We start from the raw sequence: 16392 nt of genomic DNA on the forward strand, positions 1-16392 counted from the left end.
ACGCTCCACTTCCATCCTGTTCGCCGCGCGGCAGGGCCGGACGCGCGGGGTCCCTGCGGCCGATGAGGAGCTCATTAAAGATTTCCGAAACAAGGCGGCGGGTAACCTCACCGACGGCACGATCAAGAATGCGGCAACCGATTTGCGCCATTTGAGCGTGCTCCTGAGCGAGCACGGCAGGCCCTCAATTGCGGATCGAATAGCCGGGAATTGGAAAACGCGCAGCAGGACAATCCGGAGGTGGAAAACCACCAGCTGGAAGCTGAGCTCGATGAGGAGGTCGACAGGTACGCAGGCCGCCGCGGCACGCGCATCAAGGCGGCCTTGAAGAAGCTCCGTGAGGTCGGTGCCGGAAACGCCCTGGCGCCTGATCTCCGCCGACTGGCTCCTCACGGCGCGGACGCAACCCTCATCCACATGTGGGCGGCGGCGGAAAAGGCAACACACAGGATCGAGCCGAAGACGATCGACAGGCAAGCTCGCCGCATGTCTAAGCTGAGTGAGTGGCTGCGGACCCATGATAGGCCACCGATGGCCGGCCGACTTTCCACCCCCGCGTTTGTCCGGGATCTCGAGGAGTACAGGCGCGAAACCAACGACAAGAAGATCAATGCTGATCTGGTCAAACTTGGCGGATACGAGCAAATCCTGGAGGCGAACAGGGCGCTTGGATTGAGGCCTCCTGAGGATCCGGGCCAGCCTTCTTGGGAAGCTGCTCGACAGCCGCATGCACTGCAGGGTCCTCCCGCAACGCCAGCTAGCCCGAGCGCGGGCGCCTGGGATTGGCTTGGCGAGCAGATCCACGGGCCCAACATATCGATGCCAGCGCCGCCCAGCCATTGGCAGGCCGGTTCGTCGCAGCAGCTTCCCGCAACCCCGGCGACGCCGAGCGCCGGAGCCTGGAACTGGCTTGGCGAGCAGATCCAAGGACCCGCCTCACCAGAGCCAGCGCCGCACTGGGGCGCGCAAGCTCATCCGCCGCTCGAGCTTCCTGCTACACCGGCCACCCCCAGCCAGGGAGCCTGGGCCTGGCTCGGGCAACAGATGCAAGACTCCGCATCGCCGTCGTGCGTGAGGCCTCGATCGTCAAACATCTACGGCGGTCTCGACTCCTTCGTTGATCTGGATCCACCCCACACCCCACGACTTGCGTGACGATGCGCGCTCTGCGCCAGCATCTGAATTTGCAGCCGCCTCGTCGTTCGCAGGACCGCCGGGGGCGGCTCCGGAGCTGCGGGATATAGGAGCGATCGTTGGCGCCGGCTGGCGCCACGGCTCCCAGGCGGCTTCAGTCGTGTTGATCGATGTATTGGGAAATATGCATCTGCTGCCAAACCAGTTCGGGCCAAGTCAGTTTGTGATCAATGGGGAGCGCTATTTTCGGCTACGGTGGACCAGGAGGCCGCAGGGATGTTCGCCTGATCCATCATCCCCGCGTGAGCCAGCCGGATGAACCAGGCCCGTCTCAGTCGCTCTATCGTCCCCGGCCGATCGTGCCAGCCGTGCAATCCGGTGAGGGGCCCGTTGATCTTGGGTATCTGATCCGCGGGGATGGGAGCACCGAGATCGATTCCTTCCGCCCTACCTCGTCCGCGCCCTGGAAGGCCAAGGCATCTTGCCGCGGGCGGGCCAACCAACCTATTTCGAGATCCGCGGAGTGCCTTACAGGGGTGAATTGGTGGAGAGCGAAGGCCGCCAGCGCGTACGCATTTATCCTGAACGTGGCTGAAGAGGCAGCAGGGCCTGCAATCGAGCTTTCGGCGGGGCAGCTCGCGTAAGGCGTTCTATAGCGAGGCTGTTGGCAGGCGATGGATCCGTTGCAGGGGCACGGCCTGAACCGTCCAGCCTCCTCTTTGTAGAATCTGCCAAGCGATTCTACCAATTTGGTGCGTGCCCGGACATGCTTTCTGCATCCCTGATCCTTTCACATAGTCCGCCAATTCTTGTCTTGAAAACCGCAGCTACCACAGATCGAACGCATTCCTGATCGAGGGAGCACCGGCGCCGAGCGCAGGCGATGGCCAAGCGCCAAGAACTTGGCCACCAAACGAAAGTTTGCTGACAAAGGCTTTTCCTGATGGCCGCCCAAATTCCTCGGCGGGCGCGGTATTTCGCAACCTGCATAGCTTAAGGCCTCATGCCCAGTTCAGTTATTGCGCTATGCAAAGGCCCCTCGCGCTGCGTTGCAAACACCTGGTCCGCTCGGGAGCAGAGTGCAAGTGCCCACTGGACCTGGGAAGCCGATGAAAGCGAGCTTGGTGCGATAAAAATCGCTAAGGTCAGCTTCCTCCCAGCGCTTTTCCCAAATAATCTCGAAAAGGATCAATGAGGACAGAGTGTGCGGGCGGCCGCCGGCGCTCAGGCTCACCGCCCGCAGCAAGCCAGCGTTCGATAGTCCTCACGCTCATGGCGATCTGCGGCGCGATCCCGCGCGGCGACAGACCGGTGGCGCGCAAGTCGAGGATTTCGGCATGAAGTTGCGCGACGATTGAGAGCCGCGGGCGACGGCTCGTCAGATTCTCGAAAGTTTGTTCATAGTAGGACTAGCTCAATTGATTGCATGACGAGAGGCTAATGTGGAACCGCACAATTTTGACGTAACTGCCGGGCCGCGGTACAGGTCTCGCAAGAGCATCAACCCGACCGATCCGGGCAAGACGACTTTGAGCAGCAATTAAACGAGGTGCGCGAAGCCGATAACGCGATCCCTGACGGTGGGCCACGCGGTAGGCCCTCTACCAATGTGTCTAGCTACACCAGCAGTCCCCGGCCGAGCCGATGAGTGCACTTGCCAGGAGCAACCTCTTGCCAAGCGAGGTCCTCATCAACGATGAGCGTAACACAGCTGAGTTGAGAGCAGCGAAGAGGCCAAGGGCCCTAAAAAGTCCGCAAGGCGTTGCCATTGAGCAGCAGCTGAGCGAGTTCGCCAATTCAGGCGGTGGTGGAGCAATGTCAGCAGCCTCCGCGATGCAGCCGGCTCAATCAACTGGGATTGTGGTACGGGGGCATCAGTTGGACAAGCGGCCTGTTTATCCGAGGATGCTCCCGAAATCTTGAGGCTTGAGGAGGCTCTCATCAAAGGCGGGATGGTCGCCGGTGGGGCGAAGCAACATGCAGGCGCTCTTCTTAGCTTTAGCCGTTGGCTCTTCGCAAAACGCAGACCGAGCATTGTTGCTCGGCAGGACAATAAGTCGCTGAGCAATGGCGGTGACGTATACGAGTTCGTCGGAAAGGGAAATCCCAAAATCCTCCTTGTAGCATTAGACCATCTCCGCACCTTTCGGTCGACGGGCGAAGTCATCGTACGCCAACGGAGCGGTCGCGCCCGCCCCCCGAACGTGGCCCCCATCCATCCCGAAAGCGCGGCACTGATGGAACCGACGCTCATCGGCGACGCCGCTGCACAGCACAGGGCCTCGTACGAAGCTAGCAGTCGGCGAGAGGAGCTTCGGGACGGGCAGGAGGATCAACCCGCCCCGTCGGCTTTCGTCCAAGGGCACGTCGCGATCAATCCCGAGCAGCTTCATCAGTGGGAGCTTTTGCAAGTGCTGGATCATCTTGATCATCAACCCATTCCGTCACCAGCCTCCGTCCCTTCGGACAAGCTTCAGCGACTGGAAAAGGACTTACAGGGCGAGTTGCACCGACACCCTGCCGCGTCGTTCTCCGCCGATCCAGAAGAGTTTAGTTTCGATCTAAAGCAATTCTCTCCAGGGGAGCTTCGGCGATTGCTTGATAATCAATCCATGCCGTCCCCCGTCTCCGTCCCCTCAGAGGAGCTTCAGCGACTAGAAAAGGACTTGCAGGATGACTTGCGCCAACACCCTGCCCCGTCGTTCTCCGCCGGTCCAGAAGGGCTTAGTTTCGATCTAGAGCAATTCTCTCCAGGGGAGCTTTGGCGATTGCTCGATGATCAATCCATACCGTCGCCAGTATCCGTCGATCCAGATGACTCGGCTCTAAATTTAGAGCAGTCTGATCTTCCCCGAAAGAGTGGAGGGGTTTAAGCGGCTTTTAGCTCCATCTCGATCGGGCGATATATCGATTGCGGAATGGAGCCGGGTTCGGCTCGTAGAAGCCCTCGATGAAAGCAAAGATAATGCGCTGGGCGTCGGCGCGGTTATGGTTGCGATGACGAACCAGTGTATGGAGGAAGCTCTCCATCGGGGCATTGTCGTAGCAAACGGCCTCGCGGCTCATCAACGCGGTGATGCCGGCGCCCGCGAGACCGCCTCGTCTCATGCAATTGGGTTCTTTGGTGAAGGTTGCGGAATTCACGGGCGCGAATAAGGTCATAAGATCAGAATCGCAATCGATGCCCGCGATTCGCCCTTGCTCCATGCCTTCCGCTCGCTGGTTTCCCCCGAGCTTACGATCGTCCAGGTCCTTCCCCATGCCGATAAAGTGGTGCTCGTTGCTCGGTCGAAGGTCGCGCTCTCGTTTCTGTCACGCTTAGCCGACTTGCCGTGGTAGGGTTCGGTCCCATGCGTCACGATAACGTCGGAGCAGAACGGCGCTTGCGATGATCAGAAGAATATCAACGTAGATATCAACAGATTGAGCGCGTGTTCCGTTTGGGGCGTGTGTGTGATGATTGTCGGGTAATGAATGTATGACAGTCCGACGCTTGCATATATCCCCGGAGCGAGATGCGCGATGTATGTTCCCGTGACTGCTGTGCTATCGCGGTGCGCAAGCTGGCCTTTTGCCAGAGCAGCATCCACTGCAAGCTTACTCCAGGCCGTGTTGGTCGCCACGAGAGCAATCAGATCACTGGGCCGGCTATCAAAAGGTCCCTTTGCATAAAGACGAAGCTCGTAATACCGGCTGATCCTGTTGCGCTCAGGTGGAGCTCCCATGACGGAGAAGCCGCCGTAGATGCCGCGAGACGGCGACCCAAGGGCGTCACTCTGCCAGAGCTGCCTGTCCGCAGCGATGTAGTGAAAATTATTTCCGCTCTCCCTTTGTTGCTTGGGATCCGCCAAATTCGTGTAGCGGCTCCTGTTCAAACCAACGCCCGCCCGCAGCCACGTGTCGGGTACGCCGGGAGCAGCCTTGCTCTTGTAGCCGGCTTCTTCGACAAGAAGGATGCCTGCATTGGCCGTGCTCCATTTCAAGCCGGTGGGATTCTCGGTTATATGGGCATAGGCACCATCTGGACTGATTGAGCGCTGGACGGAGACCTTGTTGTACAAGCGAGCGTCAAAATTGTACTTCAAGTTGGCCGCTGGCGTGGGCGCGGCATTGGTGCTCATCCCAGCCTGGAACAAGGCAGACATGTTCGATCCTGTGATTCCTCCGAACAATGTGCCGGTGAATTCATTCTGGTTTCTGAGGTAGCCAAGTTTGAGTTCTAGTGTCCTGTTGAAGAAAGTCTGGTAGTAGGCGAGCGTATTGAGTCCCACCCGATCTGGCCCTGGGCGATCCCACGTCCAGTATTGCTGCTCGGCCCCTACGACAATCTGTCCGTCGGCAATGCCAAACCGGCTCAGATCGTAGGTGACGATCATGAAGTTCGCCGACGCGAAAGTCGGATTCTGGCCCATATAGAGCTGGTTTGCGATAGTGCTTCTGGCTGCATGCGGTAGCTGGTTGCTTGCAAAGGAGTTATGTGTCCACCCGATATAGCCGATGCCGACGTCCGCCAGCGCAGATCTAACGCCCCCCTTGTCCTGATCAATCGTATCTGCAGGACCAGGGATGGGGAACCACAACCCTTTTTCACGCAGATTGTCGTACCTTTGGAAGGGATCGATCGTTTTTTGCGGTCTCGTCTGAGCAGCCCTGTCCGCATTGCCGCGCTTCTCCAAAGGCACTCCGGGACCTGCTGCTCGCGCCGGGGCAGGAGGGCGGATTGCCTGACAGATCAGGTCGATCGGGAGCTTTGCGGCCCGGTCGGAAGTCTTTCCTCTTTTGCTGGCCTGATCCACAGGGTGGTTACTAGGATCAAGTCCGCTCGCGGTTTGTGCCAGTACGGGATTGCCGACCAGACAAGCCGCTAGCGAAAGTGCGATAGCAAGCCCAGATTGCTTGCCCCTTAGTCTTAAATTGAAAGAAAGTGCTGCCGTAGCCGAGTATGTCCGGGGCGAGGTCGTCGCAAGAAGGCAATCACGCATGGCGTAGTTCGGGTCCATGTCTGCCGGCCATGAATATGCGGCCTGATTGGCCCGAAGTGAGCTCGCGGCGGCGTGTGGCACGCGCCTGCTTCCACATCGTCATTGCAAGCGCAGCCAAGCAATCCAGACCCCCCGCAGTGGCAGTCTGGATCGCTTCGTCGCCAGCGCTCCTCGCAATGACGAGCAAGCGGCATCGCGGCTGTCGTTTCGCGTCCGTGGGGGAGGGGGACGAGCCAGAACTCGATCTATCCGAACAGAGCCACTCAGGCTTCCTGAACCTCTCAGCTCGCGGCGCGAGGATGATCTGGTCCGAAACTTTGGTTGTGCGTGACGCCGGTGCGCCCAGAGCCAGCGGAGAGCGCTGGCTCGGCAAATGCTCACGAGCGCGCGGAGCGTTCTGTCCTGGCCGCCAAAGCGTTGCGAATGTCCACCTTGCTCACTGTGCGTCAGGCGAGTCTGGCGGTGGTGCGCATCTGCATCGAAGGCGGCTTTCTGGACCAAACGGCAGCCACCCGAAAGCAAGGCTAGCCGTGCAAGAGGCTTGGCTTCACGAAGCGTTTCATTGGTATCGTTGTCAGCGAAACACGAGACGATCGGCGGGCTTGAAGGCCGAAGAGCTTTTGGATTTGCGCGCGCGGCAACCACACCACAACATCCAACGTGATAGCGCAGGGGACCGGAGGAATCAGCCATCGAGCAGCTTTGGCGGATATCGGCGAGCAGTTGCTTTCTGCCGTCGGCGCGGCAAAACCTGTCTTGCATCCAAAACCTTGATGTGCGCGGCGTTCGTTGGTTACGCTTGCCACGTGCCCGTCATCTCGAACAACCTGCCGGAACTGGTAGTTGATCAGGTGCAATGTTTGCCGGTCCAATCGCGCCATTGCGGCTCGGCCGATCAGCCGTGGCGCTTACGTGGCGCGTCCCAGACGAGGTTGCTGGTCTGGGCAATGCGTGAGGCGGGGCTCCATCGAACACTTGCAGGAATCAGTGGACGGTTTGCATTCGTGCCGGGGCACGGTAAAAAATCTGCAAGGTTCTTCTGAATGATGAGAGAATGCTGCGCCATCGCCGACTACGACGAGAACCATTGCTCGCTGGTGGCGCTATCATTGAGAACGCGCGCAAATTGTCGCGTTGCTCAAGAAGGAGCGTTTCATAGGAGTAGGCGCAGCCGATCGGGAAGCTCACCAAGATTGATTATTGTCGACGCTGGCAGCTCCTGGAACGCGGGAGCATCGCGAGCTATCGCGTCGACAAAATAAGCCTGCTGGAACGAGATCTTGAGCGAGGGACAATGGACTTGATTGATCAAGCGGCCGCTTCAGACTTGCGGCCGCTCTTGCACGGGCCGTCAAGACGGATTCTCCCGGTTTTGGTGCTCCCGCTTATCCTCGTCGGCTCGTGTGCTGCTAGCGCCTGGCTTTGGGCTAACCTTGAAGAGCCTGTCGAGACGCCGGAAAGCAGCGAAGTCGCTTCAACGATGAGCCTGCCACCGGAGGACAGGGCATCCTTGTCCGAGATAAAGTGGGCACAGCAGAAAAATGGTGATGAGATCGCAGAACTCAACCGCCGGATCGATGCCCAGCGGGATGTCCTCAAAGGGGTCCTGGATCAGATCACCATACTGACTTCGCGGATCGATGCGCTGCAGAGTTCAACACCTGTCCCTTCTGCTGCTTCCGAGCCTCCTTTGTCGCCAGCCCGGGCTGTTTCGAGCGCCGCCAGGAAACGCTTCGGGCGGTCCAAACCACAGGGACCTGTTTCCGTCGGAGGCGCGCCAGTGATCGCCGGACCGAAGACAGCCGAGCCTTGAGTCTGGGACGCTGCAGGCGTCGTCGAGTGTCCAACTGTGCTCGAGGAGGTGGACCGTAGCTTCGCAAAGCTGCCTCCAGCCGTAAATTTCCCGAAGCTGGTGCGGGCGCCGGCGTCTCCAGCGGCACGTCGCTGAGGCCGTCACCATCATCAAGAGCAGTCAAGGGGAGGTGGGGCAGAGCCCTTTCGGCATGATCGAGCCGTGGCCCTGAACGGCGGAATCCGCTGCGCTTCTCCTTCAAATCAGCTTCCCTTTAGTCAGCCCTCCCGGTTTGAGGCCATATCTGAAAGATCGTTGTCATGACACCGCCGCTGCATCCTCGAAATCTGGCCTGTCTGCCGGAGGTGCCTCTTCAGATCATTCCGTCGCGAAGAGCTTAAATGTTTGAGATCTGCTCACATGCGCGGCTTAGTTAATAGGGATACGGTCGAGATAGGTGTCGAATGCGGCAGCAACAGCACGAACGAGAAACCGGTGTTCCTGCTTGACCCGAATGAATCCCTCTTCAATGTCCACTATCCCGTCTTCGGCGAGCATTCCCAGCCGGTCGGCCGAATTGAGAAGAGGAATTGGATCAAATCCGTGAGCAGCACAGATCGCTGGTACGTCGGCCTGCAAATCGCACATCAGACGCTCGATAATTGCGGCGCGGAGGCGATCTTCGGGGGAGAGGCAGTAGCCTTTTGAGGTTGCCGGACGACCAGCCTGAATGTGTTGGTGATAGGAAGCGGTTGCGCTCTCGTTCTGAACGTAACCCTCACGCAGACGGCCGATGGCTGACGGACCTAAGCCGATCACGGTTTTGCAGGTATCAGCCGAATAGCCCAGGGAGTTGCGGCGAAGCTGACCGGCTTTCTGCGCCAGCGCGAGCTCGTCGTTGGGCAGGGCGAAATGGTCGAGCCCGATCTGGCGGTAGCCAGCCGAGACCAGCGTATCTGCGATAGCCGCGGCTTGCTCGGCGCGGGCGAGATTATCCGGCAGCGCCGTCTCATCGATCTGGCGCTGACGTTTCATATAGGAGGGGACGTGAGCATAGCCGAAAACTGCAAGCCGGTCTGGCCGCATGGCCAGAGCCGTCCGTGTAGAGTCCACGCAAGATCGCACCGTCTGATGCGGCAGTCCGAAGAGGAGGTCGAAATTGATGCGGCTTATCCCATGCTGGCGAAGGCTTTCGACGACAGACGCCGTCTGCACCTCGCTCTGGACGCGGTTGACCGACCTCTGAACCACCCCGTCGAAGCTTTGCACGCCGATGCTCGCGCGATTGACGCCGGCCACTTGTAATGTTTCAACCATCTCGGCCGTGAACGCACGTGGGTCGATTTCTATGGCGATGGTAGCTGATTTGCTGAACGCGAAGCAGCGTCGCAGGAGTGCCATCAAGGCGAGAAAATCGGCCGGTGCAATAGTAGTCGGCGTCCCGCCGCCGAAATGCACGTCGCTTACCGGCAGCGCGCGAGGCGCTTGCTCTGCGACCAAACGTATCTCGGCATGCAGCGTCGCCAAGTACTTGCGGATCGGTCGCTCGCTGCGAGTGAGGCTTGTAGGGAAGCCGCAATACCAACAGATAGCACGACAGAACGGAACGTGGATGTATAGCGACACGGGATCGTCGGGCGGCAGCCGCCTCAACCATGTCTCACAAGTCTTAGCACCGACGGTCGCGGAGAAATCCGGCACGGTCGGGTATATGGTGTACCAAGGCAGGCGAGCGTCGCAATACTTGTTCAGGAGATACGTCTGCAAAGCCTAACTTTCTCATGGTCGAGCGGCATAAAGCTGACCGATGCCCACTGTTATGTCTTTGCGTTATGTCAAACGCGTCTAACGGTTCCTGAGATCTGGCCTGCTCTCGACGTCACGGCCAAACGCAGCGTTGGGGTTCATGCCTGGAAGTGAGCGCCGCTCGTCCGCAATTATTCGGACGTTTATGGTGGCATATGAATTTCTACGAGGACGCTCGAATTAGCGCGGTGTACCGCGACTAGCCGTGCGCAGTATCAATCGCTCATCGGGCAGCGTCGTTTCCGCATTCCCCCTGGCGTGCTGCCTTTTTGCGACGGAAACAGGGATCTTAAAACCTCAGCAGGGCAGCTGAGCTTGTTGCTGGACTTCCGAGGAAAGGCGGACGTGGTTGCTCCGCAATCGACGGATGCCTCCCGTTCAAGGCCGGAGCGTCACGGAGATAAGTGACTTGCTAGAGCAGAGCGCGATGTGCGATGTGCGATGTGCGATTGCAGCACGTGACGCTGCGTGCGATTCAAGTCTTTTGTAGCAGCTCACGAAAAACTTTTTTGGTTTCCAGCATAAAATCAATGAGCCTCAATTCCGCCACGCTGCTTGTCTCATTGCCGCAAGCATCATCACGGATGTACTGATGATGTTGGGGTGGCCCCGGCGCACTTCACGCCCCCGGCAAAGTGCGTCGGGACGCCTTGGTTCGCCGGCGTCTCGTTCAGATCCAAATACATGTCACTAACTCACAACGAGTTGGACGTCGTGCTGATGGCAAACGCGAGCTCGGAACGATTTGCTGTACTTTCTATTCTGCTTCATCGGTTGAGGCGTTTTGTTTCTGATAACGCCGTTGCAGCTGTTGATCGGCCAGATCGCATATCTATGCAGCGAGTCTTCATTGGCGTCGCATCAATGCGATGGACCTCCAGATTCGGTTCCACATAAGTCGCCTGGTGAGGCGTCGATCATCCCGTCACAAAACATTCCTACGCTGCGAGCTGGAGGCCATGTATGCAGGAGCCGGGGTGTAAGGTTGTGCCTCATGATTACAGAAAATGGGATTCGCATCCTGGCGTTCCAGTCCATTCACACTGGATCGATAAAGTGTCTGTTTCGAAAACCAATCGAGCGTGGACATCATCTTCGTAATATTCTCCATGAGGACGCAGCCCACACGCGCGCGAGAAAGGAGATTGCGCGGCCTTGCAGAAATACTATATTGAGAGTTCATCGCCCTATCGCTCCTAACCAAGTCGAATGCGCACCCTGGCGCGGTCCTCAGGGTAGTGAGAGCTTGCCGGATCGCCATCGATCAGGTGCTCTTCGTCCGGCACGCTTGATTGAAGCGTCGCGCCAGGCCATAGCCGAGATCGGCGTACGCCTCGTTTGCTCGCCCGGCCTGCCCGACGTTGATCCTGCAGGTCGATTGGAAGCGCGAATCGGATGCGATCTAGTACTGACCGTCCGCCTCAGGACGATGCGGAGCGCGCTCGGATCCGCCTCACCCTCGCTCGACCCTACGGCTTTTCGCGATCGTGTTGGCGGCTTTCAGTGTTGGGCAAGGCGCTCGGACCAGGCTTGAGCCGCGGCTCGCAGAAACCTTGTACTTCGATCTGACCGCGCTGGGATCGCCCGCATGAAAGATGCGCGTTTCCACTTTAAGCGCGAACCAATTGAATGCCGGCAACGAGCAGAACGGCCGCCAGTATGAATCTGATGGCTGTCTGGCTCAACCATTTCAGGCCGATTACTGCTCCAGCGACCGCCCCCGCCAGCGTGAAGATAGCGTATAGAGCCAAATCCGGAGAGGGAAATTGCCCGGTGAAAAGAGCTCCGACGAAGCCGACTGTGGAATTGGCCAGGATAAAAGGGGGTGATAGCGCGACGGTCTGCCTCGGTGATGCCCAATTCAGTGCGATGAGCGTCGGGGCGAGGAACACACCGCCGCCCACCCCAGTCAGGCCAGAAACGAGGCCAAGGACCGCGCCAATGCTCACGCTTTCCCGGAGCGGAATTTCGCCGACGCGATCGACAGCTCGTCCCCGCTGCATGATCATCACTGCGCTCGCCAGAAGAAGAACGAGTCCGGTTAGTGTTTTGTACATGTGCTCCTCGAGCACAATCAAGCCACCGGCAAGCGACGCTGGCATTGACGAAAAGAGAAGAGGGCGCAGGATTGTCCAGTCAACGACCTTGTTGCGGTTGAACAGCCAAGTAGAATAAGCCGCGACGACAATGTTGAGACCAAGCGCCGTGGGGCGCGTCTCTGTCGATGACATACCAAAAAAAGCCATTAGCGAGAGGAATGCAGTCCCGCCAGCCTGGCCAACGCTCGCATATAGCAGGGAGATGATCGCGAAGAGCAGGGAAGTCATGCTTCACATATCTTGGCGACGATCTTCGCCCGTTTTATTAGCAAGCCCATCATGATTCGTGCATCTGGTGCGGCCTAATTGTATTTCCGCTCGGGGCGGATCTAAGCGGTTCGCCGGAATCGTGCGGCCGGAGGTGTAGTCAGTTCAAGTTCCTTAGCGAGTGCCATGTGTGGACCCTCCCATCAATTGCCGAGGTTGGTAGTTGACTGGGCCCCAATAGGGGGCGTTTGAGGCCCTGAGAGGACGGCACTCGAGGGGGCGGCCGAGGTGAGCTGCCGAGGTGAGCTGCATTTGTTGCTGTAGCTTACCCCGTGCCGCAGCTCGCAATGGTACTGTCGCCTTCCCTCCCCATGTCATGAATGCTTCGAGGCACCTACCTCGCAACCAACCGTCCGCATTCGAAGTCCTTTTGCGACGATTGATTTTGGCGAAATCAACAGTTGGTATGGCACTTGCTAGTCCGATCCGGGGGCCTCTCCTTCTGGAATGCGCATGCAAAGTGTCTTCCGCATCAAACAGGTTTCGCGACTGCGCCTATCGCTTGTTGCGTTTTTGACGTGGCCCATTTCTGTCCGTTCGGTTCGTTTGTACCGGGCCTGCCGGACGGGCCCGATGAAATGCCGGACAACGATGCGGGGAGTATGGCGTCTGCATCGGATCTTCCGTTCAGCTCATCGATCGCGTCACCGACGCTGTCACACGCCGAGAATCAGCGACAGGTTAGCGATGGATGATTCGCAAGATTGGGAAAAAAGATGACACTTCTGTTGTCTTCATCTCAAAGCAGGGAATTGGTACTGACAAGACGCAGATCGAGTCTCGCACTGAAAGGTGCGTGCTCTACCTTACGTGTAGTTCAGAGCCCAAGATCTCCTCGTGCTCGCCCGAGAGACAAAGCGAAGCACCGTTCGGACGCGACTGCGTTTTCTCGCCATGCAAGCTAAACCGACCCAAGCATCTAGCCGTGCGTGCGCTCGGTTCTTGTCGCCAGCACAGTCCCGGGGCCCTCGGCCCTTCTATCACTGCCGGCATGAGTAAGATGGAGCATCCTTGTGTTCGCATGGAGTCGATCCGCACGGACGACAGGCGATGATCTCCGAGTTCGCCAGCTCGCCATCAGCGAGCACTTTGTCGATCGCCTCGGAGCAAGGATGATGACGCTATTCGGTTGTTTGACGATGCGATCATCCTGGCGCAGTCGCCGGCAGAGCAACGAATGCGGCCAATGGCGTCAGAGAAGGAAAATCGTTATGGGAAATTGGGATGATCCTGGAAATCAGCGAGAATGCAGTCAATTTTCATGTCAAGAATACGATGGGAAAGCTGGGTGCGACCAGCCGGATTCAAGCAGTCGCGATAGCTATTCGCCTCGATGTTCTTTGAATTCAATTGAGGAACGACCGCCAACTGTCACATCTTTGGCTTCCAGCTTCTGGCAAGTTGAGCACGGTGCTTTCGGTGAACTCGCAGATATAACCCTCCTTTGGGCAAGTCTGCATCTCGCGCTGGGTGAGGTTCTGGGGCTTCGTAAGGTCGGTAAGATGTGGAATCGGCCGATCTAATGCTCACTGGTCGGAGCATGGCTCTCTCCACCAGCGGGTGATTCTTTGCTCAGATGAGCCCGCACCGCTTGCTCGGGACGTCGGACAGGGGTCTAGGGAGAGGAACAGCTGAGGAAAGAACCCCGACCGCGGGCCGGGGTCCCGATTCATCCAAACGCGTGGAGATCTTTATCTGGCGAACGGCCAGCCAAACTTGTAGTTGAGCCGTGCCGTGATGAGATCGACGTCCTGGTGCGCGCGATCCGCGCCAAGGGCCGCTGGGAAGCTTATGTTGCTGCGCTGCATGAACAAGTGGTTATACTCGACGCCCGCTGACCAGTTCGGCGTGAGGCTGACTTCGGCACCGGCGCCCAGCACGCCACCCCAACGCACATCATTGTTTTTGCCAAGCTCGGTGCCGGTTGCCACCGAGTTGACGTAATAGGTGTTGCTGGTCACCGCAGCACCGCCCTTGCCATAAAGGAGCACAGCATTGAACGCGTATCCGATATGGCCCGTGAGTAGGCCGAATGCATCTGTCGTGGTGCCAACGGTGTCTGTCGGGAAGGCGGTGCTGACATTGGAGCCGCGGAAGTCGGCCCAGTTGCCCTGGCCTTCGAGGCCGTACACCATGTTGAAGATTTGCCAACGATAGCCGATCTGGCCGCCAACGGTACCGCCAGTCGAATTATGGCAGCCCTCGGAAGTGATGCCATTGAAATCCCAGCAATTGTGGCTCGTTCCCCAGCCACCGTTTGCGCCCATATAGTAGCCGGACCAATCGATAATCGGGGCCGCGACCGGCAGCGGTGCCGCCTTGACCTTGACGGGCTGCCCGGCCAGATCCGTGCCGAATGAGGGGGCGGCCGCACAGAGTGCGCCGATGCATGCAGTCAGAATAAGAATCTTTTTCATTCGCGTGTTGTTTCCTTTAGGTGCCCCAGGCACCGTGCCGTTTAACAACATGAACGCGAATTGCTGTAACTGGCGCACAACATGTCTTGGAAAGAAACGTGCCCAATCGCCCGCGGCGTCAGATTGCGGAGCTCGCGGTTTCCGCTGCTTTGCTTCTACCGAGACGCTGTGGCTCGGCAGTGGTCGCCTCGCGCGGATCATCCTCTTTGAAAATGATCGTTCATGATCACCTGCGACGCGGAGCAAAGCCAAAAGGTGTTCGGCTCCTTCCGTCGCTAAGCTGCGGCAACGCCCAGCCGCACTTACAGTACTGGATCGATGGCACGCCTCAGGCGCTTAAGGTCATTCTTCCGGCAACACGGACGTGCTATCGCTTGCAATCGCGAGCAACGCGATGCCGATCGATTGCAGGCTCGATCGCTTTGGCTCTGGAACGACCACAAGTCTAGCTCGATGGTCCGTCAACTTCGACCTTGATTGATGGGTCGGGAAGCCCACTGCGTGCTAGACAGTGCTCTTGCTTGAAGTTGCGCAAGATCGTGCCGAGCTCAAGGTCACCGTGGTCGGTTTCCTGGCGCGAGCGAATACCAGCGCGGCCGCCCCGTCTCGCCGCCGTCTGGGCCTGGTGTTCAGCTTCCTGGTCTCGGCCGCCAGAGGAGCTGTAGAGGCAACAGCTTTCTCGAGCGCTCTCGTTTCAGCGGGGCCGCACATGATTAGAGAAAAGTCTGCTCGACCACGCACTGGCCCGAATTTTCCACCGTATGAGGCGCCCTAAATGCCTTAACGGCGCCGGATGCTCTCGCCGCAATAGGCACAAGCGAGTCATTGCCCGGTCGACGGTGCCAGTTCAGCCCGCAAGTTGCGTATCGCCTCGTTGGCCAGATTCAAAGCATTCCGTTCGCCGTTTCTTATCGAGCACTCGAGGTAAGTGCGCAATCGGCTATGAAGGACGGCCTTCAGATTATGTGCCAGCAGCGGATCCTTCTCGACAAAGCTCCAAGCCTTGTCAAATGCGACGCTCACAACGGCATCTGGCACCTGCACCTGCTCGGAAAAGATCTGATCCATCTCTAACGCTCCTCGACATCCTGATACAAGGAAGTACCTTCTCAAAAGCAACCGGATTGTGTTGCGTGTCTCAGCACGAAAGACATCTGCTCTTCAACCTCTTCCACGCTACTCCCGGGACTTCAGGAGAGGATATAGATGCTTGTTGAAGTTGCGATGACCGAACGCCGTAATGCCCGCGCAATTCGAAGAAATTCTGAAAAGAGTGAAGCGAGTACGAGTTGTCGTGCCCTTCATTGCCGTCGTGGGCCTCTTGGTCGGTCACCAAATTGTGGCTTTTCCTTCATTCGGAAGATCGGCCCCCACGGGTTGCGGTTAAAGCCCAGCATGATGAAAAAGGCCGCCTACTCTTTTCCCACTCTCAAGAAGCGTTCAAACCGCAATGGCGCTTGTGACGTCGGATTTGGGGTGATGTAGCCTGTTCCGGATGAGACTTGTCTGCTTTGCGACAAGTCTCGACGCCTATTGCCGTGTGATATTCACCTGCGCGTGGCTTTCTGCTCCGGCCGTGGTGTTTGTTACCGGTCAGGCGCCTAAGAGAGGGAACGAGATGCAAGGGCAATTGCACTTTCCCCACGGCGGATTCTTAGTCGTTTGGCAAAGAAGGGCCGGGCGCCGTCGGTGTGGGTTCAATACGGAGTTGCGTAGGAAAGCCGGCGCAGCGTGGGATCGGCGGCGCGCTTCCGAGCTTTGGATACTTGCAGCTCGTGAAAGGCGTCGAGGGACAGCAAGGCCCAGCTAGATCGAATGCGTCGCCGGCGGCGTGAGTATAGCGCGACGATCTGGGTCGGAAGACGTATTGCCTCACATATCGATGCTCCCGGGCG

At 58.3% G+C, this 16392-nt stretch carries 10 protein-coding genes and 1 pseudogene; 4 read left to right on the forward strand and 7 right to left on the reverse strand.

What is annotated here, in order from left to right; all coding sequences use genetic code 11:
• Positions 1-210: 210 nt before the first annotated feature.
• Positions 211-1155: a hypothetical protein gene (locus tag IC66_RS0138020; RefSeq protein ID WP_018647405.1), complete on the forward strand. Its 945-nt coding sequence runs from the start codon at positions 211-213 to the stop codon at positions 1153-1155.
• 1898 nt (positions 1156-3053) lie between these two features.
• Entirely contained in the window at positions 3054-4007 is a 954-nt protein-coding gene (locus tag IC66_RS44100; RefSeq protein WP_223153703.1) for a hypothetical protein, read from the forward strand.
• 7 nt (positions 4008-4014) lie between these two features.
• On the opposite strand, the gene IC66_RS0138035 is transcribed toward IC66_RS44100, so the two are convergent.
• The 3 genes from IC66_RS0138035 to IC66_RS47345 form a co-directional block, all read right to left on the reverse strand.
• A complete protein-coding gene (locus IC66_RS0138035; RefSeq protein ID WP_011084799.1) occupies positions 4015-4395 on the reverse strand; it encodes a transposase in 381 nt (126 codons plus the stop codon).
• Positions 4396-4526: 131 nt separating this feature from the next.
• The gene (locus IC66_RS0138040; RefSeq protein WP_038951077.1) at positions 4527-6197 is read right to left on the reverse strand and encodes a carbohydrate porin; all 1671 of its coding nucleotides are present in this window, start codon (positions 6195-6197) and stop codon (positions 4527-4529) included.
• A 443-nt stretch (positions 6198-6640) separates the two neighbouring features.
• Positions 6641-6997 carry a hypothetical protein gene (locus IC66_RS47345; protein ID WP_162131007.1) on the reverse strand — a complete coding sequence of 119 codons (357 nt, stop codon included), beginning with the start codon at positions 6995-6997 and terminating at the stop codon, positions 6641-6643.
• A 413-nt stretch (positions 6998-7410) separates the two neighbouring features.
• Here IC66_RS47345 and IC66_RS0138045 point away from each other — a divergent pair, with 413 nt between their 5' ends.
• Positions 7411-7929, forward strand: coding sequence for a hypothetical protein (locus IC66_RS0138045; RefSeq protein ID WP_011084803.1), 519 nt, complete (start codon positions 7411-7413; stop codon positions 7927-7929).
• 408 nt (positions 7930-8337) lie between these two features.
• Here the strand turns inward: IC66_RS0138045 and hemN are convergent, their stop codons facing one another.
• Both hemN and IC66_RS0138055 read right to left on the reverse strand, forming a co-directional pair.
• On the reverse strand, positions 8338-9675 hold the full coding sequence (gene hemN, locus IC66_RS0138050; RefSeq protein ID WP_035715344.1) for an oxygen-independent coproporphyrinogen III oxidase: 1338 nt from the start codon (positions 9673-9675) through the stop codon (positions 8338-8340).
• A gap of 1649 nt (positions 9676-11324) precedes the next feature.
• Positions 11325-12041: a sulfite exporter TauE/SafE family protein gene (locus IC66_RS0138055; protein ID WP_011084806.1), complete on the reverse strand. Its 717-nt coding sequence runs from the start codon at positions 12039-12041 to the stop codon at positions 11325-11327.
• Positions 12042-13286: 1245 nt separating this feature from the next.
• Here IC66_RS0138055 and IC66_RS44115 point away from each other — a divergent pair.
• Positions 13287-13424, forward strand: a pseudogene (locus IC66_RS44115) (LuxR C-terminal-related transcriptional regulator); the annotation flags it as partial.
• A 347-nt stretch (positions 13425-13771) separates the two neighbouring features.
• Here IC66_RS44115 and IC66_RS0138065 read toward each other — a convergent pair.
• The gene (locus IC66_RS0138065) at positions 13772-14497 is read right to left on the reverse strand and encodes an outer membrane protein (RefSeq protein WP_014497822.1); all 726 of its coding nucleotides are present in this window, start codon (positions 14495-14497) and stop codon (positions 13772-13774) included.
• Between the two features lie 822 nt (positions 14498-15319).
• A complete protein-coding gene (locus IC66_RS44120; protein WP_011084811.1) occupies positions 15320-15565 on the reverse strand; it encodes a hypothetical protein in 246 nt (81 codons plus the stop codon).
• Positions 15566-16392 lie beyond the last annotated feature (827 nt).

Origin of the sequence: Bradyrhizobium genomosp. III (assembly GCF_000261705.1) — a bacterium.
Taxonomy (GTDB): domain Bacteria; phylum Pseudomonadota; class Alphaproteobacteria; order Rhizobiales; family Xanthobacteraceae; genus Bradyrhizobium; species Bradyrhizobium ottawaense.